The organism is Methanobacterium veterum (assembly GCF_000745485.1).
Lineage (GTDB): Archaea > Methanobacteriota > Methanobacteria > Methanobacteriales > Methanobacteriaceae > Methanobacterium_D > Methanobacterium_D veterum.
This window is the reverse complement of sequence record NZ_KN050693.1, coordinates 413627-427395: the sequence shown is the minus strand read 5'-3', so window position 1 is coordinate 427395 and position 13769 is coordinate 413627. Positions and strand designations below refer to the sequence as shown.

The 13769-nt window shown below is 33.2% G+C and carries 11 protein-coding genes; 6 read left to right on the top strand and 5 right to left on the bottom strand.

The genetic code is table 11. The annotated features are described in order from the left end of the window. The first annotated feature begins 36 nt into the window (after positions 1-36). On the top strand, positions 37-513 hold the full coding sequence (locus tag EJ01_RS12225; protein WP_048080878.1) for a GtrA family protein: 477 nt from the start codon (positions 37-39) through the stop codon (positions 511-513). A 331-nt stretch (positions 514-844) separates the two neighbouring features. Then, positions 845-2455 carry an NAD(P)/FAD-dependent oxidoreductase gene (locus EJ01_RS12220; protein ID WP_048080879.1) on the top strand — a complete coding sequence of 537 codons (1611 nt, stop codon included), beginning with the start codon at positions 845-847 and terminating at the stop codon, positions 2453-2455. 73 nt (positions 2456-2528) lie between these two features. Here EJ01_RS12220 and EJ01_RS12215 read toward each other — a convergent pair whose 3' ends face one another. Continuing rightward, entirely contained in the window at positions 2529-3098 is a 570-nt protein-coding gene (locus EJ01_RS12215) for a GMP synthase subunit A (protein WP_048080880.1), read from the bottom strand. A 783-nt stretch (positions 3099-3881) separates the two neighbouring features. Here EJ01_RS12215 and EJ01_RS12205 point away from each other — a divergent pair. Then, positions 3882-4499: a DUF447 domain-containing protein gene (locus tag EJ01_RS12205; RefSeq protein ID WP_048080881.1), complete on the top strand. Its 618-nt coding sequence runs from the start codon at positions 3882-3884 to the stop codon at positions 4497-4499. A 67-nt stretch (positions 4500-4566) separates the two neighbouring features. Here the strand turns inward: EJ01_RS12205 and EJ01_RS16685 are convergent, their stop codons facing one another. The 4 genes from EJ01_RS16685 to EJ01_RS12185 form a co-directional block, all read right to left on the bottom strand. Then, positions 4567-5796 (bottom strand): histidine kinase dimerization/phosphoacceptor domain -containing protein, encoded by a 1230-nt coding sequence (locus tag EJ01_RS16685; protein WP_052376144.1) that lies wholly within the window; start codon positions 5794-5796, stop codon positions 4567-4569. Between the two features lie 230 nt (positions 5797-6026). Next, a complete protein-coding gene (locus tag EJ01_RS12195) occupies positions 6027-6905 on the bottom strand; it encodes an MBL fold metallo-hydrolase (RefSeq protein WP_048081070.1) in 879 nt (292 codons plus the stop codon). 20 nt (positions 6906-6925) lie between these two features. Then, positions 6926-8533, bottom strand: a complete 1608-nt coding sequence (gene ade / locus EJ01_RS12190) for an adenine deaminase (RefSeq protein ID WP_048080882.1) — start codon at positions 8531-8533, stop codon at positions 6926-6928. 93 nt (positions 8534-8626) lie between these two features. Beyond that, complete coding sequence (locus EJ01_RS12185; RefSeq protein ID WP_052376142.1) at positions 8627-9694, bottom strand: NAD(P)/FAD-dependent oxidoreductase; 1068 nt, start codon at positions 9692-9694, stop codon at positions 8627-8629. 109 nt (positions 9695-9803) lie between these two features. On the opposite strand from EJ01_RS12185, the gene EJ01_RS12180 reads away from it, so the two are divergent. The 3 genes from EJ01_RS12180 to feoB all read left to right on the top strand — a co-directional run bounded on the left by EJ01_RS12180 (position 9804) and on the right by feoB (position 13693). Next, positions 9804-10607, top strand: a complete 804-nt coding sequence (locus EJ01_RS12180; RefSeq protein WP_048080883.1) for a class I SAM-dependent methyltransferase — start codon at positions 9804-9806, stop codon at positions 10605-10607. Positions 10608-11158: 551 nt separating this feature from the next. Next, complete coding sequence (locus tag EJ01_RS12175; RefSeq protein WP_048080884.1) at positions 11159-11389, top strand: FeoA family protein; 231 nt, start codon at positions 11159-11161, stop codon at positions 11387-11389. 198 nt (positions 11390-11587) lie between these two features. After that, a complete protein-coding gene (gene feoB / locus EJ01_RS12170; protein WP_048080885.1) occupies positions 11588-13693 on the top strand; it encodes a ferrous iron transport protein B in 2106 nt (701 codons plus the stop codon). Positions 13694-13769: the final 76 nt, after the last annotated feature.

Below are 13769 nucleotides of genomic sequence, written 5' to 3'. Positions count from 1 at the left end.
TACAATTATCTTACTTATTTTAGATGGAGATATTAAATGACAGATATAGAAGATACTATTATAGACAAATTACTAAAAAATCAAACAGATCAAACACATATCCAGTTCTTCCGTTACATGTTCGTTGGGGGAGCTGCATTTTTAGTGCAATTTGCATCATTTATGATATTTATAAACGTCAATATCAATTATCTTATTGCTACGCCACTGGCATTTATTTTAGGATTAATAGCTAACTATGCTTTAAGTATTAACTGGGTCTTTAACAAACATGCACTTGACAATATGTGGTCAGAATTTGTGATTTTTGCAGTTATTGGCGTTATAGGAATGGTAATAACTGAAATACTTACATGGTTCTTTGTAGATTTCGTTGGTTTCTATCAAATTTTTTACAACGTTCATCTATACAATTCAAGTCATAATATAGGCTTTTATGTGGCAAATGTTGTTACCGCTGCCTTAGTATTATTCTGGAACTTTTTTGCAAGGAAATTAACATTATTTAAATAAGGATAACCCCATCCTTATTAATTAAAAACTACAATTATAGTTGAGTAACAAATGTTTTAGACACTAATCTATAAAAAAATTGTTTATATACTTTAAACCAAAAATTGCAAGGAAATTAACAATATTATACGAGTATAACCTTACCATTATCAATTAAAAACTACAATTAATATACTAAAAATTTCTGCAAAGAAATTAACATTATTATAAGGATACACAATATTATTAGTCAAAAATTGCAATTATAAAAATAGTTAGTATACTAAAAGCGATGCTTAGTAAAAACATCGATAATAATCAAAACACAAGGATTTAAGCAAGGAGTACCGATATGAGTCAAAAAACAGCGATTATAATAGGAGCAGGACCTGCAGGATTAACTGCAGCTTATGAATTACTTGATAAAACTGATATCAAACCAATTATCTATGAAAAAAGCGAAGATATTGGAGGAATCTCAAAAACCGTTGAATATAAGGGCAATCATATAGACATAGGCGGTCACAGATTCTTTTCAAAAAATGATCGGGTTATGAAATGGTGGCAGAATATCATGCCGCTACAAGGGACACCTGCAAAAGACGATTTAACCCTTGGAAGAGAAGTTCCATTGGAGAAAGAATGCTTAAAAAGAGAAATAGGGCAAAAAGAAGCTAAAAAAATTGCAGCACCTGATCCAGAAGAAGAAGATAAAGTAATGCTTAACAGAGGGCGCCTTTCAAGGATCTATTTCCTTAGAAAATTTTTTGATTACCCTGTTAAATTAAATTCCAACACTATTCGAAATTTAGGCGCCTTAAGAATGATTAAGATAGGCCTAAGTTACGCTAAAGTCACAATATCTCCAATTAAAGAGGAAAATACCCTCGAAGACTTTTATATCAACAGGTTTGGTAAAGAACTTTACGGCACTTTTTTTGATGATTATAATATAAAACTATGGGGAGTTCCCTGCAGTGAGATTGCACCCGATTTTGGAGCCCAAAGGGTAAAAGGCTTATCTATAACTAAAGTTGTCACCCACGCATTAAAAAGTGGATTTTCAAAAAACGATTCCATAGAGCAGAAAAACGTGGAAACAAGCTTAATAGGACAATTTATGTACCCCAAATATGGGCCAGGACAAATATGGGAAGAAGTAGCAAGAATTATCACTGAAAACGGCGGCGAAATACACTTCAATCAGGAAGCTGTTGGAATTGAACATGATGGCAATAACGTTAATCAAATTGAAATTAAAGACGCCAAAACAGGTGAAATAAAAAGTATAGAAGGAGATTATTTCTTCTCAACAATGCCAGTTAAAGACTTAATTAACGCTACAGAAAATGTACCTCAAAATGTTCAAGATGTTGCAAATGGCTTGATATACCGTGACTTTATTACAGTAGGTTTACTTTTAAATGAACTTAAAATAAAAAATGAAACTAATCAAAGGACCATCAATAATATAGTCCCAGATAACTGGATTTATATACAGGAACGTGATGTTAAAATTGGTAGGCTTCAAATATTCAACAACTGGAGCCCTTATCTTGTAAATGATGATTCCAAAACATGGATTGGTCTTGAATACTTCTGTGATGAAGGAGATGAATACTGGACTATGAGTGATGAAGACTTCTCAAAATTTGCCATAGACGAACTTGCAAAAATTGACATCATCGACAAAAAAGATGTGCTTGACAACGTAGTAATACGAGTTCAAAAAACGTATCCTGCATACTTTGGTACTTATAACCAGTTTGACACCGTTAAAGATTTCACAAATAAGTTTGAGAACCTGTTTTTAATTGGAAGAAATGGAATGCATAGATACAACAACATGGACCATTCCATGCTCACTGCAATGACTGCAGTTGACAATATTATAAAAGGAGTCACTTCCAAGGATAATCTATGGTGTATAAATACCGAAGAAGAATATCATGAAGAAAAGTAAGTATTTAGCGCCTTAAATGGCACTAATTTTCTAATTTTATTTTTAAAATTTAAAAAGTGAACTAATTTATTCTTTACTGACTTGAGTAATTCTTACAAAATTCATAGAAATTTTCAAGTAGTTTAGGCCCGTTTTCAGTATGATGAACTTCAGGGTGGAACTGTATACCATATAACGGTTTAGTTTCATGCTTCATCGCTTCAATTTCACAAATTGGAGATGTTGCAAGCAGTTTAAAACCTTCAGGTAACTTTGTAACCTCATCCTTATGAGATGTCCAGACTTTCATGGTATCTCCAAGTCCCTTAAAGATATCATTCTCTTCTTTTATGGTAATTTCAATTTTTGCATAACTTTCCATCCCTGCAGATCCTACTTCTCCACCATAAGCTTTTGCTATTATTTGATGGCCAAGGCAAATCCCTAAAATAGGATAATCCAGTTCTTTAACATATTCAAAACAATTTCCAGTCCTTTCTATAGATGGTCCTCCACCCAGTATGAGACCTACGGGTTCTTTTTCATTTATTTGATCAATAGATGTTGAATTCGGAATTAGTTCTGAAGGAATCTTTAGATAATGTAATGTTCTATGGATTCTGTGATTGTACTGTCCATGATTATTTATAACAAGTATTTTCATTATATATCTCCCAAATATTGTTTTATTAGTAAATTAAGTCATGTAAACATAAAAATGTATAAATATATTAAAATACAATTAGGATATATGGAATTTAGAGATATCATATATATAATAATAGCTATTATAGTTGCAGTAATTTTACTCAAGATACTATGGTTCTTGCTACCAATAATCATTATACTTGTCCTAGCCTTTATCGTATATATCTTTTTGAAAGGCAGAGACAGATACGGATAATCAAAACAATTTACCTCCCATTTAATTTTATTTCAAGTTAATATTAATTAATCATACAATAATTTTACTCAATTTCTATTAACCTCATTTCGATATGAGTATGATTATTTCTGAACGATTTCTAATTAATGATTTCAGACGAAATACATTCTTTAAACCTGTTTTAATGTTATTAATTATCATAAAATTATATCACATCTCCATTTGGACTGTTTTTAGAAATTCTCTCAAGATATAGTTCTTAAGCCAATCATAGCCTTTATCATGTATATCTTTAAAAGGCAGAGACAGATACAGATAAATTAAGATAATTTACTCATTTTCTATTTATTTAATTAAATAAAATAGTTTATTTTAGATTTAATATACAATTAATTTATTAAACATGCTACTTTTTAATTTAAATCCTGTTTTTATAATATTAAATTTAAATAATCAGTTATAACCCGTCTAACTTAAAAATAGATTCTTCACCACATAATTTATTAACAGTACTAAAGAAATCAAATGACATAAGTTTAACTAAATTAGCAGGGTGAACATATGCAAGATCTTGAATCTGTGGGAATGAAAAAGGGATTACTCTATGAAACAATTATAACCACTCAAAATAGGAACGGAGTGCCAAATGCAGCCCCTATAGGAGTTATCTGCAAAAATAAAAGTGAAATCGTGCTGAATCTTTTTGAAGGAACCCACACTCTTGAAAACATAAAAGCGAACTCCAAATTTGTTGTAAATATACTAAAAGATCCTCTAGTTTTTGTAGGTTGCACCACTGGAGATCTTTCTCATGATCATTTTAAAAAGCATGGTGATGTGTTTTACATTAAAAATACAGATGCGTTTTTTACTGCAAGTGTAATCGGCACTAAAGAAATTGAAAAAGAAGATAATATCAGCAAATCCAAGATGACAATAATAAAAGCCGATGTAAATGAAGTTATTATTAAAAAAGAAAGTGTTGAACCTTTAAACAGGGCCATTTTTGCGATAATAGAATCACTTGTTTATTTAACAAGAATTAAAATGGTAGATGAAAATACTGCAAAAGAATATTTAGAACGAATTCATGAAATGTCAAGAACTGTAAACCGTGTTGGAAGCTTAGATCATAAAAAAGCGATGCAAAATATTCTAAAATATATTGAAAACGACTGATAAACCCTTTAATTTAAAATAATATAATGAATATATAAATTTAAAAAAAAGACTTTTAAAATTTTATCTATACACTGGATTCTCTAAATATAATTTTAAATTCACAACCATTATCCTTTTCAAGATCAATGAGCCCATCAAGCTGTCTCACCAATGCATTTACCAGTTGCAACCCACTAGTCTCTGCATATCTAAAATCAATATCATCAGGTAAGCCAATTCCATTGTCCCCCACTTTTAATGTGAAATTACCATCATCTAAAGTAAAGAAAATATTTATTTCTCCAGTTATATCATTTTGACCTTTAAATTGATCATTTACAAATTCACGGTTAGATGGCTGCGTAAATCTACTTTTTAAGAGTTTACGATCTTCAAAATACGACGATGGGAAAGCATGTTTTATGGAGTTGGTGACGAGTTCATTTAGAATTAAACCACATGGAACTGCAGTATCTATATCCAGCAGAATTCCATCTATCTTTATCTTTGCATTTATATTTTTATCAACTGTATATGACTTAAACAGGTGATTAATTAAATCATGGGCATATTTATTAAAATCAATTATTGCAAAGTCTTCAGATCTAGATAGAGTCTCATGAATTAAAGCTATCGTTTTAACACGGTTTTGGCTTTCTTGATAAATCTCAATAGGTTCTTTATCATTGAGCTGAGTATATTCTAGTCCCATAAGATTAGATATTGTCTGTAAATTATTTTCGACTCGATGGTGTATCTCTTCAAGGAGTATATTCTTTTCCTCAAGTGATGTTTTAATCTCATCTTCAGCCATTTTACGTTCTTCAATTTCATTTTTAAGCTTTTTATTTGCTTCCTGAAGTTCAATTGTTCTTTCTTGAACCAGTTCCTCAAGATGATCTCTGTGCCTTATCAATTCACCCTCAATTGCTTTACGCTCGATTGCATATGATATAGATCGCGACAGAAGACTGCTGTCAACCTTTCCTTTAATTAAATAGTCCTGTGCTTCACCTTTAACTGCATTAATTGCCACATCTTCATCATCGAATGCACTTAATATAACGATAGGAATTTGAGGTACTCTTTCTTTAGCTTTTAGAAATGTATCAAAACCAAAACTATCCGGTAAGTTTAAATCCAGTAACAGCACATCTGCCCCATTTTTTTCGATATAATTTAATCCATCTTCAAGGCGGCGAGTATTATGTAACTTAAATCTATGTTTTCGTACTTCATTTAACATTTCCCTTATTAAAGCTGTGTCTGTAGGATTATCTTCTATCAAAAGAACGTTAATGTACTTAGCATCCATCTTATCATCCTTAGGTCTTTAAGATTAGCATTTTGAACTATTGGCTATTTAATGGCATTATCCCAAATAAGATGGTTATATTTACTTTTATTACAATATAAGTTTTTTTATTATAAAACAGAATTCTACTTTTTTAAAGCTATTTAACCATCATAATATGAATTATACATGATTTAACAGCCATCACATTTTAAAATTTTTAAATAAATAACCAGATGCTCTTAATAAATTTAAGTTCTATAAAATTGTTTCCGTCTTGCCTCTAACAAATCAGGTTCTTTACCTACGATTTGAGATGCTACCATTATTTCACCACCAGATTCCTTCTCTACTGAATTTACAAAATTGGTATATCTCGTACTCCTTAAAAGGTGATGGTCCAATACCACTTTAGGTATTTTTTCCGCTATTTCAATTAAATTGATTCGAGCTTTTTCGATATCTTTTCTCTCAACGGCATATCCTGCAAGATAAATAGGAGGGCCGCTTAATATCAGCATATCCGGTTTTTCTTCGAGAATAAAATTCTTTGATTCGCCATAAATGGGGCCTTGAACATCAGATGCATGCATAAAAGTTTTTCCATCCCACATGATGGTTACCGCAAGTACATAACCTAATTTACTCCCCTGCGATCCATGGGGAAGAGGATTTGAAAATTTAATAGATGTATCTCCAATTTCAAATGATTTACCATCGGCATATGATACTTCACAGTCTAAATCCTTTAAATTCTTTAAAAAATCAGAAGCTCGTTTTTGCTGGCTTTTGTTGATTTTGGAAGTGGGGTGTTTAATGAACAATTTTTTTCCTTGATACAGCTTTTCTGCAATTTTCGGTGAAGAATCCAGAAATTTTCCAAGTTCAAATGGAGTGTAGTGGTCATGGTGGTAATGGCTTATAGTGATAATATCTGCTTTTTCTGCATATTCTTCAATTCTAGCTCTGTTTTCGTGCAATGCATCAAATTCGGTCTTCCATGGAGGATATCCAAACCTTTTAGGCGCTATAGATGTCCCAGGATCAATAAGTATTTTCTGGTCGGTTTCAACAAATGTAGCCATGGACCTTACGCCCATACTTTCAAAAGCAAGCGGTATAACTTTCATGAGATCACCTGAATTTCCATTCACTTTACAACATCCACAAAATCAAACTTTTCTACATCAAATAGTCCCATATCACTTATTTTTAGTTTAGGAATTACTAGAAGGGCTAAAAATGACATGGTCATAAAGGGTGAATCCAGTTTACAGCCCATATCATCCAGAGCATTGTGTAAAACTTCAAGTTTAAAGGCCACATCTTCAGCAGATTTCATACTCATTAAACCACCGATTGGGAGTTTTAAGGAATGTATACACCCATTAGATGCAGTTACAAGTCCGCCGTTATTTTTAACAAGACTGTTAACAGCATCTACCATATCCTGACTGTTTGTTCCAACTGCAATGATATTATGTGAATCATGGGCCACACTTGATGCAATTGCTCCCTTTTTAAGTCCAAATCCATGGACAAATGCATTTGCCATTTTGTTATGGCCGTATCTTTCAAGAACTGCTATTTTTAAAATATCATTTTTTACATCCGGCCCTATTTTACCACTGGCAACAGTTAATACTGCTTCAGATTCTCCAGTAAGCAGCTGCCCCTCACGTACATCAATTACCCTTACTTTTTCTTCTCCTTCATGAGATGAAATTTCAAAATCTGCAGGTTTTTTAGAACTTATTTTAAATGTACTTTCAAGTGCAGGAGGATTAACTGAAAACAACGCTTTTCCTTCACGTGCAACAATATTTCCATCAATATAAACTTCTTTTACATTGAAATTTACAAGATCATCAACTACGACCATATCTGCAGATTTTCCAGGAGCAATTAATCCAGTATTTAAGCCATAATGAGCTGCAGGATTAATAGTTACCATCTTAACTGCTTTAACAGGATCTTCTCCCAGTTCAACAGCTTCCTTCAGCATTAAATTAACATGCCCTTTTAAGAGATCTTCAGGATGTTTATCATCAGATATTATGAAATCTCCACCAGCGCATATTAAATCCGCCAAATTTTTTGCAGACGAGCCCTGTCGGAGCATCACCTTCATTCCAAGTTTTCTTTTTTCAATTACTTCCTTTTTCAATGTGCATTCATGATCAGTTGAAATTCCTGCTGCAATATACTTACAGAGGTCATTTCCACTTAAAAGAGGCGCATGCCCATCTACAGGCTTTCCATGATTTTTCGCGGCGGCAATTTTGGCCGTAACTTCAGGATCATCCGACAAAACTCCTGGAAAATTCATCATTTCTCCAAGTGCAACCATTTCATCATATTTAAGGAGTTCGTCAATCTCTTTTGAGCTAATTACAGCACCCGAAGTTTCAAACGGCGTTGCAGGAACACATGATGGGGCTGTAAAAAACACATTAAGTGGAACAGTCGATGCATCCTCAATCATATACTTTATTCCAGGGATTCCCAGAACATTGGCAATTTCATGGGGATCTGATACAACTGACGTTGTTCCGTGTGGTACAACTGCTTCTGCAAACCTTGAAGGCGTAAGCATTGAACTTTCAATATGTATATGTGCATCAATAAATCCAGGTAAAATGTACTGGTTAAATTTACCTTCAATTTGCTTCACGCATTCTACCATCCCACTACGTACTTCTATTTCTGCAGGATAGATCTCTTCAGTAAACGGGTTAACTAAATTGCCTCTGATCATGGATAACGCTCCCAATAAAATCAACTTAATCTAAATTTAATATTTATAAATTATTTAACTGTATTTTCTTTATAGATATTCTTTTTAAAAAAGTTAAATACTTAAAATCTCATATTTTTTCTTTAAATATCTGTGAGCAAATGGATAAATCATTTTATGAATAAAATTGACATTGTAAAAATAATTAAGGAATTTAAGGGGATCTTTTGACCTATGAATTCTGTTTACAATAAAAGAATAATCTAAAAAACAGAATCGTTCCCATAAATAACGGTTAACCATACCTGCTTTTAATTTATCCTCAAAAAATCTTTCTGCACATTTCTGGTAATCTTTTCCATTGATTATACTTTTTGCAGCAAGGTATCCTGATGTCACAGCGCTTTTAATCCCAAAGCCCCATAAAAAGTCCTGCAGACCCGCGGCTTCGCCCACATATAAACTTTTACCTCGTTTAAAAACATTTTCATATGAAAAACTACCTATACCGCCCATATTACATGTTTCTTTCAAATTCAAGTCAAACTTATTATTAAAAATCTTTTTTGTTTGTTTAAAATAAGAATCCATGTTGTTAAAATTATTGAATAAGACAGTAGCCATGCAGCCATGTCCACCTGCAATTAAAAGGTAAGAATAACCAGTTAAAGCTGCATTATTGTTAACAAGGCCAACGGCCATATTTTGAGAGAACGTTTTAAAGGTAATTCCCTTTGCTGCAGCATAAATTTTATCTTTTATAGGGCCTGTTGCAATAATATCAGCTTCATTTTCAGGGATTATCTCGTTAAAATGAACATTTACTCCCAGATCCAAAGCTTGATTTTTTAAAGCAGTATCTAAAGTTTCTTCTTTTGATCCCCTCTTAACAAGATAAAATGCGGGCCTTTTACATTTAAAATTCCATATTTTAGATTCATTGAAAATTTTAAGTTCTAAAAAGGGATTATATTTGAAATTAAGATTAATGTTCATATCCTTAAATAATTTAAGTACATCTTCTTTATCAGACCAGTTTTCAAGTCCCTGAAAGTCCTCATGAAATCTTGAGCCCACATCACTGCTCTTTTCAAAAATATCTACATTATAACCAGATCGGGCAAGATTTATAGCTGCAGATAATCCAGCAGGGCCTGCACCTAAAATTTGTATCTCTCCCATAGTATTAATTTTGTCTGTAATTTTATAAATTATTGATCAAATTGAGACAGAAACACATTATATAAACTAAATACTAACTATTAAATCTTAATATCCAAGGTGCTAAAACATGGAACAAAAATTAACGGGCGTACCTGAAACATTACTGGTTCCCTTGTGGGCCAGGGCAACTGAAACAAAACATGAAAATCCAATTATTAAAGATGAAAAAGCTGTCGAAATAATGGCAAAGATCGAATATGACTTTTCCAAATTTAAGAATCAAGAGCCAACACAGATCAGTGTTGCCGTTCGAACTGAACTCTTAGATAAAGCAGCGAAGACTTTTATTGACAAATATCCTACTGCCACTATTATCAATATTGGATGCGGCCTTGACACCCGCTTTTTAAGGACAGATAACGGCAAAATTTGCTGGTATGACCTGGATTTACCTGAAGTAATCACTATTAGGGAGCAGTTCTTCAATGAGAGTGAAAGACATAAAATGATAGCCAAATCTGTCTTTGATTATTCATGGATAGATGATATCAAAGCAAAAGGACCTGTTCTAATAATTGCAGAAGGAATATTCATGTATCTCACAGAACAGGAAGTTGAAGAGATAATGGATAAATTAGCCCATGCATTTAAGGGAGCTGAAATGCTCCTTGAGACCACGCCTGCATCACTGGTAAAACAAAACCAAGAACATGATCTTATCAAGGATCAGTACAAAATAGAAGCTCGTCTTCAGTGGGGAATCAAAAAAGGAAAAGATATTGAGAAATTAAACTCCCATATTGAATTTATTGAAGACTGGCATTACTTCGATTACCATAAAAACAGGTGGAGGATAATACGCTGGCTGTCATTAATTCCAACCTTTAAAGATAGGTTTGGTAACCGGATTGTCCATTTGAAATTCATTTAATTTTTTAAATTTTTATTTTAGACATCTTAATCACATCTAAGATATCATCTAATTTTTAGGTCAACCTAAAAATTTATATATTATAAAAGATTTAACTATACCTAACTTTCCATTATTTAGGTACGCCTAAATATGAAAGTAGATTGTAAACATGGTTTTAGATCATCAGAGCTCAAATGTATCATTTGAAACCACGTTTATAGACAGAACACATCAAAATATGGTTTTAGGCCTTCTTCTGCCAAAAAACTAGCTTAAAATCATATTTTAAATAATCAAACATGTAAATAGGTCTACCATACCGGTTTATCCTCCAAAATAATGTCTAGTTAGGGATCTGGAATTAAAACAGGTCCCTGACCTCCTTATTTTTACTAATTTAACTTAAAACTACAATTTAATTGTTACTTGCTCTATGAGACCCATCTAAATTTTTAGGCCAGCTTAAAAAAATAGCAAACCTTATATATCAAAAAAGATTTAGGTATACCTAACTTTACAATATTTAGGTGGACCTAAATATTGGAAGGACAAATGAGGTGAATAAAAAAATGATAACAACATTGAATGAACTTAAAACAGGAGAATCAGGAATTATTGTATCTTACAACGGAAAAGGTGAACTTCGAAAACACCTTATGGAAATGGGATTTGTAAGAGGGTCCAATATTGAAGTAAAAAGAATAGCACCCTTAGGAGATCCCATGGAAGTGAAAATTAAAGGATACTCCATATCTTTAAGAAAAGAAGAGGCAGTAAATATCGAAATCGAAGTAACATGATAATTTCAGTCAGGTTCTAAAAATAAGCGCTGAAAATAGTTCAATAGAAACAAATAGAAAGCAAAAAGTTATCCACAACTTAAATTTGGATAATTTCAAGATAATAATTAAAAAAATACCTAAAACCTTTAATAATGAATTTAAATCGTCATGGGTCTTAGGACGTGAAAAATACCCAATATGGGAGGAATACAACCCATGGAAAAGATAAAAATAGCCCTGGCAGGAAATCCAAACGTTGGTAAAAGTACACTTTTTAACCAGATGACTGGTATGAAACAGCACGTTGGTAACTGGCCGGGCAAAACTGTAGAAAAAAAAGAAGGAAGCTTTAAATATAAAGGAAATGAATTTGATGTAATCGATCTTCCAGGAAATTACAGCCTTACCGCTTATTCCGTTGAAGAAATAGTTTCAAGAGATTATATTGTTGATGAAAATCCAGATGTAATTGTTAATATTGTTGATGCTGCTAATCTAGAAAGGAATCTATATTTAACTGTGCAAATGATGGAACTTGGAGCCAATTTAGTGCTTGCACTCAATATGAACAAGTTTGCAGATGAAAAAGGCTTTAAAATAAACATTGATAAATTATCCCAACTTTTAGGGATACCTGTTGTTAAAATTGAAGCTGTTGATAAAACAGGGTTTAATGAATTAATGAAAACAGTAATGGAAGTTTCAAAATACCCTAACGATGTTTCAGGCAGAATAGAATACGGAAATGAAATTTCTGAACATGTAGATCAGCTCGAAGAAATTATAAATAAAAATATTTCAACAATAAATGCTCCTTCAAGCTGGACAGCTCTTAAACTACTCGAAAATGATAAAGAAGTTGTAAAAAAAGTTGAAAATTCTCAAAACGGGTCAAAAGTCATATCCGAGGTAAAGAAAGTTCAAAAACATTTAAATGATGTTTTTGGAGATGATGTTGACGCATCAGTTACCGATGCTCGATATGGTTTTATAGCAGGACTTATTCAGGAATCAGTGCAGAAACCAAAGATAGACAAGGTAACAAGATCTGATTTAATTGACCGCGTTGTAACCAATAAATATCTGGGAATACCCATATTCCTAATTATAATGTGGCTCACATTCCAGATAACCTTCACTGTAGGTGCACCATTCCAGGATCTTATCGATTCAGGGTTTGGTTGGCTTGGAGACACTATAAGTGCATATTTAGGCCCTGGATTTGTAACATCATTCCTTGTTGATGGAATAATAGGTGGTGTAGGCGGTGTAGCTGTATTTATACCTATGATCTTCCTGCTGTTTCTGATACTTGCTATACTGGAGGACAGTGGTTATCTGGCAAGAGCTGCATTTGTAATGGACAAATTAATGCATAAACTGGTTGGTCTGCATGGAAAATCATTTATACCAATGATACTTGGTTTTGGGTGCTGTGTACCCGGTATAATGGCCACAAGGACACTTGAAAATGAGAAAGATAGATTTTTAACCATGTTAATCGTTCCATTCATGTCCTGCAGTGCAAGGCTACCTGTTTACGCCCTTATTATAGCTGCGTTTTTCTCTGCATACCAAGGATGGGTCTTGTTCTCAATTTACATGCTGGGAATAGTAGTAGCAATCATAATGGCATCTATATTTAAGAAAACATTATTTAAAGGGATGTCAGCGCCTTTTGTTATGGAACTTCCACCATACAGACGGCCAACTGTTAAAGGTGCTCTACTCCACATGTGGGAGAGAGGATATCTTTTCATAAGAAAAATGGGTACAATTATCCTTGCCCTATCCATCGTCATATGGGTACTCAGCAGTTTACCTGTGGGGGTCGAATATGGTTCACAGGCAAGTATAACCGGACAGGTAGGGACTGCTATAGCCCCAGTATTCGCACCTCTCGGTTTTGGTGAATGGCAAGCTTCCGTTGCAGTAATATTTGGTTTCCTTGCTAAGGAGGTGGTTGTAAGTACTTTTGGTACCATTTACGGAGTTGGTGAAGATTCAGCAGGTGAACAGGCATCAAGTGAAGTATCCAGTGATAACGCAACAGCTGAAGCGGCACCTGCAGACGAAGAAGAATCACCCGAAGAAAATGCAGGGTTTATATCAGCCATACAAAAACTATTCACTCCCCTCTCAGCTTATGCATTCATGGCATTTGTACTGCTGTACATACCTTGTCTAGCTGTGCTATCTGCAATAAGAAGAGAGACCAATTCATGGAAATGGCCAGCTTTCTCTGCAGGGTATACTCTGGTGGTTGCATATGTGGTTTCATTTGTCATATACCAGGGAGGATTACTGCTGGGATTCGGTTGAAGTGAAGTTATAAAATTGTAAATAAATCTTTAATTGAAAATTGGGGAAGAATTAATATCTTCCCCCCTTAGGTTTT

What these genes read in the sequence shown, in the direction of transcription:
- EJ01_RS12195 (WP_048081070.1), bottom strand. Translation starts at nt 6,905, where the DNA reads ATGAAAGTTATACCGCTTGCTTTTGAAAGTATGGGCGTAAGGTCCATG.
- ade (WP_048080882.1), bottom strand. Translation starts at nt 8,533, where the DNA reads ATGATCAGAGGCAATTTAGTTAACCCGTTTACTGAAGAGATCTATCCT.
- EJ01_RS12205 (WP_048080881.1), top strand. Translation starts at nt 3,882, where the DNA reads ATGCAAGATCTTGAATCTGTGGGAATGAAAAAGGGATTACTCTATGAA.
- EJ01_RS12175 (WP_048080884.1), top strand. Translation starts at nt 11,159, where the DNA reads ATGATAACAACATTGAATGAACTTAAAACAGGAGAATCAGGAATTATT.
- EJ01_RS12215 (WP_048080880.1), bottom strand. Translation starts at nt 3,098, where the DNA reads ATGAAAATACTTGTTATAAATAATCATGGACAGTACAATCACAGAATC.
- EJ01_RS12225 (WP_048080878.1), top strand. Translation starts at nt 37, where the DNA reads ATGACAGATATAGAAGATACTATTATAGACAAATTACTAAAAAATCAA.
- EJ01_RS12185 (WP_052376142.1), bottom strand. Translation starts at nt 9,694, where the DNA reads ATGGGAGAGATACAAATTTTAGGTGCAGGCCCTGCTGGATTATCTGCA.
- EJ01_RS16685 (WP_052376144.1), bottom strand. Translation starts at nt 5,796, where the DNA reads ATGGATGCTAAGTACATTAACGTTCTTTTGATAGAAGATAATCCTACA.
- feoB (WP_048080885.1), top strand. Translation starts at nt 11,588, where the DNA reads ATGGAAAAGATAAAAATAGCCCTGGCAGGAAATCCAAACGTTGGTAAA.
- EJ01_RS12220 (WP_048080879.1), top strand. Translation starts at nt 845, where the DNA reads ATGAGTCAAAAAACAGCGATTATAATAGGAGCAGGACCTGCAGGATTA.
- EJ01_RS12180 (WP_048080883.1), top strand. Translation starts at nt 9,804, where the DNA reads ATGGAACAAAAATTAACGGGCGTACCTGAAACATTACTGGTTCCCTTG.